Below are 15,304 nucleotides of genomic sequence, written 5' to 3'. Positions count from 1 at the left end.
CACCGCTAAACCTGGCGGATGAGTGGTGTACAAAGCGCCGCGCAGAAGACATTATCAGGTCTCCTGTGCGGCGCTTTGCTTTTTATTCCGTTTCAACACTTCTGGACGTTTCATGAAGCAATTAACCATTCTGGGCTCGACCGGCTCTATTGGTTGCAGCACACTGGACGTGGTGCGCCATAATCCTGATAGCTTCCGCGTTATCGCGCTGGTGGCGGGTAAAAATGTCGCCCGCATGGCGGAGCAGTGCCTGGAGTTCTCGCCGCGTTATGCCGTGATGGACGATACGTCGAGCGCAGAACAGCTCAAAATAATGCTTCAGCAGCATGGCAGCCGCACCGAGGTTCTGAGCGGTCAGCAGGCTGCCTGTGAGATGGCGGCGCTTGATGAGGTCGGGCATGTGATGGCGGCCATTGTGGGCGCGGCTGGTTTACTGCCGACCCTGGCGGCGATTCGCGCAGGGAAGACGATTCTGCTGGCGAATAAAGAATCGCTGGTGACCTGCGGGCGGCTGTTTATGGACGAAGTAAAACGCAGCAACGCCCGGCTTTTACCCGTCGATAGCGAACATAACGCGATTTTTCAGAGTTTGCCGCAATCTATTCAGCATAATCTGGGATACGCTGACCTTGAGCAAAATGGCGTAACGTCGATTTTGCTTACCGGGTCTGGTGGCCCGTTTCGTGAAACGCCAATGTGCGATCTGGCAGCGATGACGCCGGATCAGGCATGTCGTCATCCGAACTGGTCGATGGGGCGAAAAATCTCCGTCGACTCCGCCACCATGATGAATAAAGGTCTGGAATACATTGAAGCGCGTTGGTTATTTAATGCCAGCGCACGTCAGATGGAAGTGTTGATCCATCCGCAATCGGTCATTCATTCGATGGTGCGTTATCAGGACGGCAGCGTCCTGGCGCAGCTTGGAGAACCTGACATGCGTACGCCTATTGCGCATACGATGGCATGGCCGAATCGCGTCACGTCCGGCGCGCAGCCGCTTGATTTTTGCAAACTCAGCGCGCTGACGTTTAGCGCGCCAGATTATCAGCGTTATCCGTGCCTGAAGCTGGCGATGGAGGCGTTTGAGCAAGGTCAGGCGGCAACGACGGCGCTCAATGCGGCAAACGAAATCACCGTTGCCGCGTTTCTGGCGCAACAGATTCGTTTTACCGATATCGCCGGGCTCAATTTAGCGGTGCTGGAGAGGATGGATTTACAGGAACCGGCAAGCGTTGAGGACGTATTGCAGGTTGACGCCATCGCGCGTGAAGTAGCCAGAAAACAAGTGATACGGCTCTCACGCTGACGATTATCCCGCGACAGAAGATCGTGCTATTTGTTAGCGTTGGGCTTCGGTGATATAGTCTGCGCCACCTGATCGCAGGTTTTTGGCTTTTTTCGGTCAGGTTAGCCGTGGTTTTACACGGCTTTTTTGTGGATACACAAAATCAGTCAGGACGCATCGGGACGGCAGGCGAATACGTTCCCGGCGTGCGCAGACAGCGCACGACAGGGGCGATGACGCGCAGTCATCCGCGAAGCGAACCGAAGAGAATGTGTATAAAGGCTTCAGTATTCCTGAGTACCGCTAAATCCTTTCAGGGACAAAAAACGCGTTATGTTGTCTGCAACTCAACCAGTAAGCGAAAATTTGCCAGCGCATGGCTGCCGTCATGTTGCAATAATTATGGATGGCAATGGTCGCTGGGCGAAAAAGCAAGGGAAGATCCGGGCCTTTGGGCATAAAGCCGGTGCGAAGTCCGTCCGGCGAGCGGTCTCTTTTGCTGCCAATAACGGTATTGATGCGTTAACGCTGTATGCCTTTAGTAGTGAAAACTGGAACCGACCGGCGCAGGAAGTGAGCGCGTTAATGGAGCTGTTTGTGTGGGCGCTGGATAGCGAAGTCAAAAGCCTGCACCGCCATAACGTTCGCCTGCGTATTATCGGCGATATCAGCCGATTCAACTCACGTTTACAAGAACGTATTCGCAAATCAGAAGCGCTTACCGCCCATAATACGGGTCTAACGCTGAATATCGCTGCGAATTACGGCGGACGTTGGGATATTGTCCAGGGAGTCCGACAACTGGCGGAACAGGTGCAGGCTGGAGTGCTGCGCCCCGATCAGATTGATGAAGAGAGACTAGGCCAGCAAATCTGTATGCATGAGCTGGCGCCTGTGGATTTAGTAATTAGGACTGGGGGAGAGCATCGCATTAGTAACTTTTTGCTTTGGCAAATTGCCTATGCCGAACTTTACTTTACGGATGTTCTTTGGCCCGATTTCGATGAACAAGACTTTGAAGGTGCGCTGCATGCCTTTGCTAATCGAGAGCGTCGTTTCGGCGGTACCGAGCCTGGTGATGACAAAGCCTGATGGGGGTTGCTTTTGCTGAAGTATCGCCTGATTTCTGCTTTTGTGTTAATACCCGCGGTCATCGCTGCGCTTTTTTTATTGCCGCCGGTGGGGTTCGCCATTATTACGCTGGTTGTCTGTATGCTGGCCGCGTGGGAATGGGGACAGTTAAGCGGTTTCGCCGCGCGTTCACAGCGGGTTTGGCTGGCGGTGCTGTGTGGTCTGTTATTGGCGCTGATGCTATTTTTGTTGCCTGAGTATCATCACAACATTCGTCAACCGCTGGTTGAGATGTCGCTTTGGGCATCGTTAGGATGGTGGGTTGTCGCGCTACTGCTGGTGCTATTTTATCCCGGTTCGGCGGCAATCTGGCGCAACTCAAAAACATTGCGTCTCATTTTCGGTTTGTTAACTATTGTGCCATTTTTCTGGGGCATGCTGGCGCTGCGCGCCTGGCACTATGACGAGAATCATTACAGTGGCGCAATATGGCTACTCTATGTCATGATCCTGGTCTGGGGAGCGGACTCTGGCGCGTATATGTTTGGTAAATTGTTTGGCAAACATAAGCTGGCGCCGAAGGTTTCCCCGGGTAAAACCTGGCAAGGGTTTATCGGCGGGCTTGCTACGGCTGCCGTGATCTCATGGGGTTACGGTATGTGGGCGAATCTGAATGTTGCGCCTGTTATCTTGCTGATTTGCTCTGTGGTGGCGGCTCTGGCTTCTGTACTGGGCGACCTCACCGAGAGTATGTTTAAGCGCGAAGCAGGAATTAAGGATAGCGGCCACTTGATTCCAGGCCATGGCGGCATTCTGGACCGAATTGACAGCCTGACGGCTGCCGTACCGGTCTTTGCTTGCCTGTTGTTACTGGTGTTCAGGACGCTCTAACGGAAGGTTTTATGCTGAGTATTCTCTGGAATCTGGCTGCATTCATCATCGCACTGGGCGTGCTGATCACTGTGCATGAATTTGGTCATTTCTGGGTTGCCCGGCGCTGCGGTGTGCGAGTTGAGCGCTTTTCCATCGGTTTTGGCAAAGCGCTCTGGCGTCGTACCGATCGGTACGGCACCGAGTATGTCATCGCCCTGATCCCGCTGGGCGGCTACGTCAAAATGCTGGATGAACGCGCCGAACCGGTAGCGCCGGAATTGCGTCGTCACGCCTTCAATAACAAAACGGTGGGCCAGCGCGCCGCAATTATTGCCGCAGGTCCGGTTGCGAACTTCATTTTTGCTATCTTTGCTTACTGGCTGGTCTTTATCATCGGCGTCCCTGGCGTTCGTCCGGTCATTGGTGAAATAACGCCCAACTCGATTGCTGCGCAGGCGCAAATTGCGCCTGGTACGGAACTTAAAGCCGTTGATGGTATCGAAACCCCTGATTGGGATGCCGTGCGTTTACAACTGGTGTCCAAAATTGGCGATCAGCAGACGACGGTGAGCGTCGCGCCGTTTGGTAGCGACCAGCGGCAGGACAAAACGCTTGATTTACGTCACTGGGCATTTGAGCCTGATAAGCAAGATCCTGTATCTTCTTTAGGGATTCGGCCCCGCGGGCCACAGATTGAACCGGTACTGTCAGAAGTGCAGGCGAATTCCGCAGCCAGTAAAGCGGGTTTGCAAGCAGGCGACAGGATCGTTAAAGTCGATGGTCAGCCGTTAACGCAGTGGATGAAATTCGTGACGTTTGTACGCGATAATCCCGGTAAGCCGTTAGCGTTAGAGATTGAAAGGCAGGGGAGCGCCTTGTCGTTGACGTTAACGCCGGATACGAAATCGGTTAACGGAAAGGCGGAAGGGTTTGCAGGCGTGGTGCCTAAAATTATTCCTCTGCCGGAAGAGTACAAGACTATACGCCAGTATGGGCCTTTTAGCGCCATCCTCGAAGCCACGGATAAGACGTGGCAGTTGATGAAGCTGACGGTCAGTATGCTGGGTAAATTGATAACCGGTGATGTGAAACTGAACAACCTCAGTGGGCCGATTTCTATCGCTCAGGGGGCTGGGATGTCAGCGGAGTTCGGGGTGATTTATTACCTGATGTTCCTTGCGCTAATCAGCGTGAACTTAGGGATAATCAACCTGTTTCCGCTGCCCGTTCTTGACGGGGGTCATCTGCTGTTCCTGGCGATTGAAAAGCTTAAGGGCGGGCCGGTATCCGAGCGGGTTCAAGACTTTAGTTATCGCATTGGCTCGATTTTGCTGGTGTTGTTAATGGGGCTTGCACTTTTCAATGATTTCTCTCGGTTGTAAGAGAGTTAGTTAGGAAGAACGCATAATAACGATGGCGATGAAAAAGTTGCTCATAGCGTCGCTGCTGTTCAGCAGCGCCACCGTATACGGTGCTGAAGGGTTCGTAGTGAAGGACATTCATTTCGAAGGCCTGCAGCGAGTCGCCGTTGGTGCGGCTCTCCTCAGTATGCCGGTGCGCACAGGCGACACGGTTAATGATGAAGATATCAGTAACACCATTCGCGCTCTGTTCGCCACCGGCAACTTTGAGGACGTCCGCGTCCTGCGCGATGGTAATACCCTTCTGGTTCAGGTAAAAGAACGTCCGACCATTGCCAGCATCACTTTCTCCGGGAACAAGTCGGTGAAAGATGACATGCTCAAGCAAAACCTCGAAGCGTCTGGCGTACGTGTTGGCGAGTCTCTGGATCGCACCACGTTGTCTGATATCGAAAAAGGTCTGGAAGACTTTTACTATAGCGTAGGTAAATACAGCGCCAGCGTTAAGGCGGTCGTCACGCCGCTGCCGCGCAACCGTGTTGATCTTAAACTGGTGTTCCAGGAGGGCGTATCGGCGAAGATCCAACAGATCAACATCGTCGGTAACCATGCCTTTAGCACCGAAGAACTCATTTCTCATTTCCAGTTGCGTGACGAAGTGCCGTGGTGGAACGTCGTCGGCGATCGTAAATACCAGAAACAGAAGCTGGCGGGCGACCTTGAAACCTTGCGCAGCTACTATCTGGATCGCGGCTACGCGCGTTTCAATATTGACTCCACGCAAGTGAGTCTGACGCCGGATAAGAAAGGGATCTACATCACCGTCAATATCACCGAAGGCGATCAGTACAAGCTTTCCGGGGTTCAGGTGAGCGGTAACCTGGCCGGACATTCCGCTGAAATTGAGAAACTGACGAAAATTGAACCGGGCGAGCTCTATAACGGCACCAAAGTGACCAAAATGGAAGATGACATCAAAAAGCTTCTGGGTCGCTATGGTTACGCCTATCCGCGCGTGCAGTCACAGCCTGAAATTAACGATGCTGACAAAACCGTAAAACTGCGCGTAAACGTCGATGCGGGCAACCGTTTCTACGTGCGTAAGATCCGCTTTGAAGGCAACGACACCTCAAAAGATTCCGTTCTGCGCCGTGAAATGCGCCAGATGGAAGGGGCGTGGCTGGGCAGCGACCTGGTTGACCAGGGGAAAGAGCGTCTGAACCGTCTCGGCTTCTTTGAAACCGTCGACACCGACACGCAGCGCGTTCCGGGTAGCCCGGATCAGGTTGATGTGGTGTACAAGGTGAAAGAGCGCAACACCGGTAGCTTTAACTTCGGTATCGGTTACGGTACAGAAAGCGGCGTTAGCTTCCAGGCCGGCGTTCAGCAGGACAACTGGTTAGGTACCGGTTATTCCGTGGGGATTAACGGTACCAAAAACGACTACCAGACCTACAGCGAACTGTCCGTTACTAACCCATACTTTACCGTTGACGGCGTGAGCCTCGGTGGTCGTATCTTCTATAACGACTTTGAAGCGGATGATGCCGACCTGTCCGACTATACCAACAAGAGTTACGGTACGGATGTGACGCTTGGCTTCCCCATCAACGAGTACAACACGTTGCGTGCTGGTCTGGGTTATGTCCATAACAAACTGTCCAACATGCAGCCGCAGATCGCGATGGATCGTTATCTTGAATCGATGGGCGACCCTGATGCCAGCGATTTTGCTGCCGACGACTTCACCTTTAACTACGGCTGGACCTATAACAAGCTTGACCGTGGGTATTTCCCGACGGACGGCTCGCGAGTCAACCTGACGGGTAAGGTGACGATCCCAGGTTCCGACAACGAATACTACAAAGTGTCGCTGGATACCGCGACCTATGTGCCTATTGATAACGACCACAAGTGGGTGGTTCTGGGGCGTACTCGTTGGGGTTACGGCGATGGTTTAGGCGGCAAGGAAATGCCGTTCTATGAGAACTTCTATGCCGGTGGTTCCAGTACCGTGCGTGGTTTCCAGTCGAATACTATCGGCCCGAAAGCGGTCTATAAAAATGGCGCCCACACTAGTTGGGACGATGATGATGATTACGAAGACTGTACTCAGGAATCAGGCTGTAAATCAGATGATGCGGTAGGTGGTAATGCCATGGCTGTCGCCAGCCTGGAATTTATTACCCCGACGCCGTTCATCAGCGAAAAGTATGCCAACTCGGTTCGTACCTCCTTCTTCTGGGATATGGGTACCGTTTGGGATACGAACTGGGATCCGTCATCTGCGCCGTCAGATGTACCGGATTACAGCGATCCAGGCAACATCCGTATGTCCGCGGGTATCGCATTACAATGGATGTCCCCATTGGGGCCGTTGGTCTTCTCCTACGCCCAGCCGTTTAAAAAGTACGATGGAGACAAAGCCGAGCAGTTCCAGTTTAACATTGGTAAAACCTGGTAATTGTTCACTGCAAAGGAATGCATTGGTAGTGTAGCGATGACTTTTGGCGATGCCCCCAGGGATCGCCAGGCCACGCAAAGAGCTGTACCTTCGGGTGCAAATGGGATGGTAAGGAGTTTATTGTGAAAAAGTGGTTATTAGCTGCAGGTCTTGGTTTGGCGATGGTAACGTCCGCACAGGCTGCTGACAAAATTGCAATCGTCAACATGGGTAATCTGTTCCAACAGGTTGCGCAGAAGACGGGTGTATCCAATACACTGGAAAACGAATTTAAAGGCCGTGCGGCTGAACTGCAAAAAATGGAAACCGATCTGCAATCTAAAATGCAGCGTCTGCAATCCATGAAAGCAGGTAGCGATCGTACTAAGCTGGAAAAAGACGTGATGTCTCAGCGCCAGACTTTCGCACAAAAAGCGCAGGCTTTTGAGAAAGATCGCGCTCGTCGTTCCAACGAAGAACGCAACAAACTGGTGACTCGTATCCAGACTGCGGTGAAAAAAGTGGCTAACGACCAGAGTATCGATCTGGTGGTAGACGCAAACACCGTTGCTTACAACAGCAGCGATGTGAAAGACATCACCGCTGACGTACTGAAACAGGTTAAATAAGTAATGCCTTCAATTCGACTGGCTGACTTAGCAGAACAGTTGGATGCAGAATTACACGGTGATGGCGATATCGTCATCACCGGCGTTGCGTCCATGCAATCTGCAACAACAGGCCACATTACGTTTATGGTAAATCCTAAGTACCGTGAACACTTAGGTTTATGCCAGGCTTCTGCGGTTGTCATGACGCAGGACGATCTTCCTTTTGCTAAGAGCGCGGCGCTGGTAGTTAAAAATCCCTACCTGACCTACGCGCGCATGGCGCAAATTTTAGATACTACGCCGCAGCCCGCGCAGAATATCGCGCCAAGTGCCGTGATTGATGCGACGGCAACGCTGGGTAGCAATGTTTCAGTCGGCGCGAATGCGGTGATTGAATCTGGCGTACAACTGGGCGATAACGTGGTTATCGGCGCAGGCTGTTTCGTCGGAAAAAATAGCAAAATCGGGGCGGGTTCACGCTTGTGGGCGAACGTAACGATTTACCACGACATTCAGATCGGTGAGAATTGCCTGATCCAGTCCAGTACGGTGATCGGCGCGGACGGTTTTGGCTACGCTAACGATCGTGGCAACTGGGTGAAGATCCCACAACTGGGCCGGGTCATTATTGGCGATCGTGTCGAGATCGGCGCTTGTACCACCATTGACCGTGGCGCGTTGGATGATACTGTTATTGGCAATGGCGTGATTATTGATAATCAGTGCCAGATTGCACATAACGTCGTGATTGGCGACAATACGGCAGTTGCCGGTGGCGTCATTATGGCGGGTAGCCTGAAGATTGGCCGTTACTGCATGATTGGCGGCGCCAGCGTGATCAATGGGCATATGGAAATATGCGACAAAGTCACGGTAACTGGCATGGGTATGGTGATGCGTCCCATCACGGAACCGGGCGTCTACTCCTCAGGCATTCCGCTGCAACCCAACAAAGTATGGCGTAAAACTGCTGCACTGGTGATGAACATTGATGATATGAGCAAGCGTCTCAAAGCGATTGAGCGCAAGGTTAATCAACAAGACTAACGTTCCGCCTTGTAGTTGCCATTCTTTTCCGGCCTGTCACATTCATACGATTGCGGCAGGCCGTGTTATTATTGCCTTTTTGTATATTTGGACAGGAAGAGTATTTTGACTACTAACACTCATACTCTGCAGATTGAAGAGATTTTAGAGCTTCTGCCGCACCGTTTTCCGTTTTTACTGGTCGATCGCGTGCTGGACTTTGAAGAAGGTCGTTTTCTGCGTGCGGTGAAAAATGTCTCCGTCAACGAGCCGTTTTTCCAGGGACACTTCCCGGGCAAACCGATTTTGCCAGGCGTGCTGATTCTGGAAGCGATGGCGCAGGCAACCGGTATTCTGGCGTTTAAAAGCGTTGGTAAACTGGAACCTGGCGAACTGTATTATTTCGCGGGTATTGATGAAGCGCGCTTTAAGCGTCCGGTGGTGCCAGGCGATCAGATGATCATGGAAGTCACTTTCGAGAAAACGCGCCGTGGCCTGACCCGCTTTAAAGGGGTTGCGCTGGTCGACGGTAAAGTCGTGTGCGAAGCAACCATGATGTGTGCTCGTAGCCGGGAGGCCTGATTCGTGATTGATAAATCCGCCTTTATTCATCCTACCGCCATTGTGGAAGATGGCGCTGTAATTGGCGCTAATGCCCACATTGGTCCCTTTTGTATTGTTGGGCCGCAGGTCGAAATTGGTGAGGGAACCGTACTGAAGTCTCATGTGGTCGTGAATGGTCAAACCAAAATCGGCCGTGACAACGAGATTTATCAGTTTGCCTCCATCGGTGAAGTGAACCAGGATCTGAAATATGCGGGTGAGCCGACCCGTGTGGAAATTGGCGATCGTAACCGCATCCGCGAAAGCGTCACCATTCATCGTGGTACAGTGCAGGGCGGTGGGTTGACGAAGGTGGGTAGCGATAACCTGCTGATGATCAATGCGCATGTCGCACATGATTGTACGGTAGGTAATCGCTGTATCCTCGCCAACAACGCCACGCTGGCGGGGCACGTATCAGTCGATGATTTTGCGATCATCGGCGGTATGACGGCAGTTCATCAATTCTGCATTATCGGTGCGCATGTGATGGTCGGCGGCTGCTCCGGCGTGGCGCAGGATGTCCCTCCGTATGTGATTGCGCAGGGTAACCATGCGACGCCGTTCGGGGTAAATATCGAAGGGCTGAAGCGTCGCGGCTTTAGCCGTGAAGGGCTGGTGGCGATTCGTAATGCCTACAAACTGTTGTACCGCAGTGGTAAAACGCTCGACGAAGCGAAGCTGGAAATCGCTGAACTTGCTGAAAAGCATCCGGAAGTGAAGGCGTTTACCGAGTTCTTTGAGCGTTCAACGCGCGGTCCGATTCGTTAATGGCGGCACAGCGTCCTTTAACGATTGCCCTGGTCGCCGGTGAAACGTCCGGCGATATTCTTGGCGCAGGCTTAATTCGTGCGCTGAAAGCGCGCGTACCCAACGCCCGCTTTGTGGGCGTTGCGGGGCCGCGTATGCAGGCCGAAGGGTGTGAAGCCTGGTACGAAATGGAAGAGCTGGCGGTCATGGGCATTGTTGAAGTGCTCGGACGTTTACGCCGTTTGTTGCATATCCGCGCCGATCTGACCCGCCGTTTTACCGAACTCAAGCCCGATGTCTTTGTCGGGATTGACGCCCCTGATTTCAATATTACCCTCGAAGGTAATCTGAAAAAACAAGGGATTAAGACCATTCATTATGTCAGCCCGTCCGTTTGGGCCTGGCGACAGAAACGCGTTTTCAAAATAGGCAGATCCACCCATATGGTGCTGGCTTTTCTGCCTTTCGAAAAAGCGTTTTACGATAAATTTAACGTCCCGTGCCGCTTTATCGGTCACACCATGGCGGATGCCATGCCGCTGGACCCGGATAAAAATGCGGCGCGCGACGTGCTGGGTATCCCGCATGACGCCCATTGTCTGGCGCTACTGCCAGGCAGCCGTGGCGCGGAAGTGGAAATGCTCAGCGCCGACTTCCTGAAAACCGCGCAATTGCTGCGACAGCGCTATCCCGATCTGGAAGTGGTCGTGCCGCTGGTAAACGCGAAACGCCGCGAGCAGTTTGAAAAAATTAAAGCGGAGGTTGCGCCGGATCTCGCCGTTCATTTGCTGGACGGCATGGCGCGCGAGGCGATGATCGCCAGCGACGCGGCTCTGCTGGCCTCGGGTACGGCGGCGCTGGAGTGTATGCTGGCAAAATGCCCGATGGTCGTGGGATATCGTATGAAGCCCTTCACTTTCTGGCTGGCGAAACGTCTGGTGAAAACGGAGTATGTGTCTTTGCCTAACCTGCTGGCGGGAAGGGAATTAGTCAAAGAGCTGTTGCAGGAAGAGTGCGAACCGCAAAAACTCGCCGAAGCGCTGTTGCCGCTACTGGCGAACGGTAAAACCAGCCATGCGATGCACGACACCTTCCGTGAACTGCATCAGCAGATCCGCTGTAATGCCGATGAGCAGGCGGCAGATGCCGTCCTGGAGTTAGCACAATGATCGAATTTGTTTATCCACACACCCATTTAGTGGCGGGTGTGGATGAAGTGGGCCGTGGCCCGCTGGTGGGCGCCGTAGTGACCGCCGCCGTGATCCTCGATCCGGCTCGTCCGATCGTCGGTCTGAATGATTCCAAAAAATTGTCTGAAAAGCGTCGTCTGTCATTGTATGACGAGATTAAAGAAAAGGCGTTAAGCTGGAGTCTGGGACGCGCGGAAGCGCATGAAATTGATGAGTTGAATATTTTGCACGCCACCATGCTCGCCATGCAGCGCGCTGTCGCTGGTCTGCATATTGCGCCAGAATATGTGCTGATCGACGGCAATCGCTGTCCGGCGCTGCCTGTGCCGTCAATGGCCGTGGTGAAAGGCGACAGCCGCGTGGCGGAGATTAGCGCGGCGTCTATTCTGGCGAAAGTCACCCGCGATGCAGAAATGGCGGCGCTGGATATCGTTTTTCCTCAGTATGGCTTTGCGCAGCACAAAGGCTATCCAACCGCTTTTCATCTGGAAAAGTTGGCCCAGTATGGCGCGACGGCGCACCACCGACGCAGTTTTGCGCCTGTTAAACGCGCTCTGGGACTTGTGTCCTGATTCTTGTATCGAGAAATCTGAAGATGTCTGAACCACGTTTCGTTCACCTGCGGGTGCACAGCGACTACTCTATGATCGATGGGCTGGCGAAGACCGGGCCGCTGGTGAAAAAGGCGGCCTCATTAGGTATGCCTGCGCTGGCGATCACCGATTTTACCAACCTCTGCGGTCTGGTGAAGTTCTACGGAGCGGGTCATGGCGCGGGCATTAAACCCATCGTCGGGGCGGACTTTAATGTTCACAACGAACTGCTGGGAGATGAGCTGACTCATCTGACGGTACTGGCGGCGAATAATACGGGATACCAGAACCTGACGTTGCTGATCTCGAAAGCGTATCAGCGCGGCTACGGCGCGGCAGGCCCGATTATCGAGCGCGACTGGCTGGTAGAGCTTAAAGAAGGTTTGATCCTGATTTCCGGCGGACGCATGGGCGACGTAGGCCGCTGTCTGCTACGCGGCAACCAGGCGCTGGTGGAGGAGTGCGTTGCTTTCTATGAAACGCATTTTCCCGATCGCTACTTTCTGGAACTGATCCGCACCGGCAGACAGGATGAAGAGACCTATCTCCATGCTGCGGTTGAACTGGCTGAGGCACGTGGTTTGCCGGTTGTTGCGACAAACGATGTCCGTTTCCTTGAAAGCGATGATTTTGACGCCCATGAGATTCGTGTCGCGATCCACGACGGTTTCACCCTCGACGATCCTAAACGTCCACGCAATTATTCACCGCAGCAGTATATGCGCAGTGAAGAAGAAATGTGCGAGCTGTTCTCCGATATTCCGGAGGCGCTGGAAAATACGGTGGAGATTGCCAAACGCTGCAACGTAACGGTGCGTCTGGGTGAATATTTCCTGCCGCAGTTCCCGACCGGCGATATGACCACCGAAGATTATCTGGTCAAAAAAGCGAAAGAGGGGCTGGAAGAGCGTCTGGCTTTCCTGTTTCCGGACGAAGAAGAGCGCAAAAAGCGTCGCCCGGAATATGACGAGCGTCTGGATATTGAACTACAGGTTATCAACCAGATGGGCTTCCCTGGCTACTTCCTCATCGTGATGGAGTTTATCCAGTGGTCAAAAGATAACGGCGTGCCGGTAGGGCCGGGACGTGGTTCCGGGGCTGGTTCGCTGGTGGCCTACGCGCTGAAAATTACCGACCTTGATCCGCTGGAGTTTGACCTGCTGTTCGAACGTTTCCTGAACCCGGAACGTGTCTCGATGCCTGACTTCGACGTTGACTTCTGTATGGAGAAACGCGACCAGGTGATTGAGCACGTCGCAGACATGTACGGGCGTGATGCGGTATCGCAGATTATCACCTTCGGTACGATGGCGGCGAAAGCCGTTATCCGCGATGTGGGCCGTGTGCTGGGGCATCCGTACGGTTTTGTGGATCGTATCTCGAAGCTGGTGCCGCCCGATCCGGGAATGACGCTGGCAAAAGCCTTTGAAGCGGAACCGCAACTGCCGGAAATTTACGAGGCGGACGAAGAGGTCAAAGCGCTGATCGATATGGCGCGTAAGCTCGAAGGTGTCACGCGTAACGCCGGTAAGCACGCTGGCGGCGTGGTCATCGCGCCGACCAAAATTACCGACTTTGCGCCGCTGTACTGCGATGAAGAGGGCAAGCATCCGGTTACCCAGTTTGATAAAAGCGACGTGGAATATGCCGGGCTGGTGAAGTTCGACTTCCTCGGTTTGCGTACGCTGACCATCATCAACTGGGCGCTGGAGATGATCAACAAGCGGCGCGAGAAAAACGGCGAGCCGCCGCTGGATATCGCCGCCATTCCGCTGGATGACAAGAAAAGCTTCGACATGCTGCAGCGCTCGGAAACCACGGCGGTCTTCCAGCTTGAATCGCGCGGCATGAAAGATCTGATCAAACGTCTGCAGCCGGACTGCTTTGAAGATATGATCGCGCTTGTGGCCCTGTTCCGTCCCGGTCCGTTGCAGTCAGGGATGGTAGACAACTTTATCGACCGTAAGCACGGTCGTGAAGAACTCTCTTACCCGGACGTTCAGTGGCAGCATGAAAGCCTGAAGCCGGTACTGGAGCCGACCTACGGCATCATTCTGTATCAGGAACAGGTGATGCAGATTGCCCAGGTACTTTCCGGGTATACTCTCGGCGGCGCGGATATGCTGCGTCGTGCGATGGGTAAGAAAAAGCCGGAGGAGATGGCCAAACAGCGTTCCGTTTTTGAAGAGGGCGCGAAAAAGAACGGTATCGACGGCGAACTGGCGATGAAAATCTTTGACCTGGTGGAGAAATTCGCCGGTTACGGGTTTAACAAATCGCACTCCGCCGCTTATGCGCTGGTTTCTTACCAGACGCTATGGCTAAAGGCGCACTATCCGGCAGAGTTTATGGCGGCGGTGATGACTGCCGATATGGACAACACCGAGAAGGTCGTCGGCCTGGTGGACGAGTGCTGGCGGATGGGACTGAAAATTCTGCCGCCGGATATTAACTCCGGATTATACCATTTCCACGTTAATGATGAGGGCGAGATCGTCTACGGTATCGGCGCGATCAAAGGCGTCGGCGAAGGGCCGATCGAAGCGATCATCGACGCGCGTAATCAGGGCGGCTATTTCCGCGAACTGTTTGATCTGTGCGCGCGGACCGATACCAAAAAGCTCAACCGCCGGGTGCTGGAAAAGCTGATCATGTCCGGGGCGTTCGACCGCCTGGGGCCGCACCGCGCCGCGCTGATGAACTCATTGGGCGATGCGCTGAAAGCCGCCGACCAGCACGCCAAAGCGGAAGCTATCGGTCAGGCGGATATGTTCGGCGTACTGGCGGAAGAGCCGGAGCAAATCGAGCAATCCTATGCCAGCTGCCAGCCGTGGCCGGAGCAGGTGGTGTTAGATGGGGAACGTGAAACGTTGGGGCTGTACCTGACGGGCCACCCCATCAATCAGTATTTAAAAGAAATTGAGCGCTATGTCGGCGGGGTAAGGCTCAAAGACATGCATCCGACAGAACGTGGTAAAGTCACCACGGCTGCGGGGCTCGTGATTGCCGCAAGGGTTATGGTCACCAAGCGCGGCAATCGTATCGGCATCTGTACGCTGGATGACCGTTCCGGGCGTCTGGAAGTGATGTTATTTACCGACGCGCTGGATAAATACCAGCAGTTGCTGGAAAAAGACCGCATACTTATCGTCAGCGGACAGGTCAGCTTTGATGACTTCAGCGGGGGGCTTAAAATGACCGCCCGCGAAGTGATGGATATTGACGAAGCTCGCGAAAAATACGCTCGCGGGCTTGCTATCTCGCTGACGGACAGGCAAATTGATGACCAGCTTTTAAACCGACTCCGTCAGTCTCTGGAACCCCACCGCTCGGGGACCATTCCAGTACATCTCTACTATCAGAGGGCGGATGCGCGTGCGCGGCTGCGTTTTGGCGCAACGTGGCGTGTCTCTCCGAGCGATCGTTTACTTAACGATCTGCGTGGCCTCATTGGTTCGGAGCAGGTGGAACTGGAGTTTGACTAATACAGGAATA

Annotated in this window: 12 protein-coding genes; all 12 read left to right on the top strand. The window is 53.7% G+C overall.

Annotated elements, in window-relative coordinates:
• The first annotated feature begins 112 nt into the window (after positions 1-112).
• Complete coding sequence (gene ispC / locus ACLJR2_RS00150; RefSeq protein ID WP_000811905.1) at positions 113-1,309, top strand: 1-deoxy-D-xylulose-5-phosphate reductoisomerase; 1,197 nt, start codon at positions 113-115, stop codon at positions 1,307-1,309.
• Between the two features lie 312 nt (positions 1,310-1,621).
• Positions 1,622-2,380, top strand: coding sequence for a (2E,6E)-farnesyl-diphosphate-specific ditrans,polycis-undecaprenyl-diphosphate synthase (gene ispU / locus ACLJR2_RS00145; RefSeq protein WP_000947413.1), 759 nt, complete (start codon positions 1,622-1,624; stop codon positions 2,378-2,380).
• Positions 2,381-2,392: 12 nt separating this feature from the next.
• Entirely contained in the window at positions 2,393-3,250 is an 858-nt protein-coding gene (gene cdsA, locus ACLJR2_RS00140) for a phosphatidate cytidylyltransferase (RefSeq protein WP_000922422.1), read from the top strand.
• Positions 3,251-3,261: 11 nt separating this feature from the next.
• On the top strand, positions 3,262-4,614 hold the full coding sequence (gene rseP / locus ACLJR2_RS00135) for a sigma E protease regulator RseP (protein WP_000949017.1): 1,353 nt from the start codon (positions 3,262-3,264) through the stop codon (positions 4,612-4,614).
• 31 nt (positions 4,615-4,645) lie between these two features.
• Complete coding sequence (gene bamA, locus ACLJR2_RS00130; protein ID WP_001240921.1) at positions 4,646-7,057, top strand: outer membrane protein assembly factor BamA; 2,412 nt, start codon at positions 4,646-4,648, stop codon at positions 7,055-7,057.
• A gap of 122 nt (positions 7,058-7,179) precedes the next feature.
• On the top strand, positions 7,180-7,665 hold the full coding sequence (skp, locus tag ACLJR2_RS00125) for a molecular chaperone Skp (RefSeq protein WP_000758966.1): 486 nt from the start codon (positions 7,180-7,182) through the stop codon (positions 7,663-7,665).
• Positions 7,666-7,668: 3 nt separating this feature from the next.
• Positions 7,669-8,694, top strand: coding sequence for a UDP-3-O-(3-hydroxymyristoyl)glucosamine N-acyltransferase (lpxD, locus tag ACLJR2_RS00120; protein ID WP_001139265.1), 1,026 nt, complete (start codon positions 7,669-7,671; stop codon positions 8,692-8,694).
• A gap of 105 nt (positions 8,695-8,799) precedes the next feature.
• Positions 8,800-9,255, top strand: a complete 456-nt coding sequence (fabZ, locus tag ACLJR2_RS00115) for a 3-hydroxyacyl-ACP dehydratase FabZ (RefSeq protein ID WP_000210741.1) — start codon at positions 8,800-8,802, stop codon at positions 9,253-9,255.
• Positions 9,256-9,258: 3 nt separating this feature from the next.
• Positions 9,259-10,047 (top strand): acyl-ACP--UDP-N-acetylglucosamine O-acyltransferase, encoded by a 789-nt coding sequence (gene lpxA, locus ACLJR2_RS00110; protein WP_000565950.1) that lies wholly within the window; start codon positions 9,259-9,261, stop codon positions 10,045-10,047.
• Entirely contained in the window at positions 10,047-11,195 is a 1,149-nt protein-coding gene (gene lpxB, locus ACLJR2_RS00105; protein ID WP_000741216.1) for a lipid-A-disaccharide synthase, read from the top strand. The genes lpxA and lpxB overlap by 1 nt, the downstream gene beginning before the upstream one ends.
• Positions 11,192-11,788 carry a ribonuclease HII gene (gene rnhB, locus ACLJR2_RS00100; RefSeq protein WP_000569411.1) on the top strand — a complete coding sequence of 199 codons (597 nt, stop codon included), beginning with the start codon at positions 11,192-11,194 and terminating at the stop codon, positions 11,786-11,788. Before lpxB ends, rnhB begins: the two co-directional genes overlap by 4 nt.
• 23 nt (positions 11,789-11,811) lie before the next feature.
• On the top strand, positions 11,812-15,294 hold the full coding sequence (gene dnaE / locus ACLJR2_RS00095) for a DNA polymerase III subunit alpha (protein ID WP_001294817.1): 3,483 nt from the start codon (positions 11,812-11,814) through the stop codon (positions 15,292-15,294).
• The last annotated feature ends 10 nt before the right edge of the window (positions 15,295-15,304 follow it).

Source organism: Salmonella sp. SAL03688 (assembly GCF_046551895.1).
GTDB classification, from domain to species: Bacteria; Pseudomonadota; Gammaproteobacteria; order Enterobacterales; family Enterobacteriaceae; genus Salmonella; species Salmonella enterica.
This window is presented reverse-complemented; position numbering and strand designations above follow the sequence as displayed.

Coding starts and splice junctions, on each gene's coding strand:
- ispC (WP_000811905.1), top strand. CDS start 113: ATGAAGCAATTAACCATTCTGGGCTCGACCGGCTCTATTGGTTGCAGC.
- ispU (WP_000947413.1), top strand. CDS start 1,622: ATGTTGTCTGCAACTCAACCAGTAAGCGAAAATTTGCCAGCGCATGGC.
- rseP (WP_000949017.1), top strand. CDS start 3,262: ATGCTGAGTATTCTCTGGAATCTGGCTGCATTCATCATCGCACTGGGC.
- bamA (WP_001240921.1), top strand. CDS start 4,646: ATGGCGATGAAAAAGTTGCTCATAGCGTCGCTGCTGTTCAGCAGCGCC.
- lpxD (WP_001139265.1), top strand. CDS start 7,669: ATGCCTTCAATTCGACTGGCTGACTTAGCAGAACAGTTGGATGCAGAA.
- lpxB (WP_000741216.1), top strand. CDS start 10,047: ATGGCGGCACAGCGTCCTTTAACGATTGCCCTGGTCGCCGGTGAAACG.
- rnhB (WP_000569411.1), top strand. CDS start 11,192: ATGATCGAATTTGTTTATCCACACACCCATTTAGTGGCGGGTGTGGAT.
- dnaE (WP_001294817.1), top strand. CDS start 11,812: ATGTCTGAACCACGTTTCGTTCACCTGCGGGTGCACAGCGACTACTCT.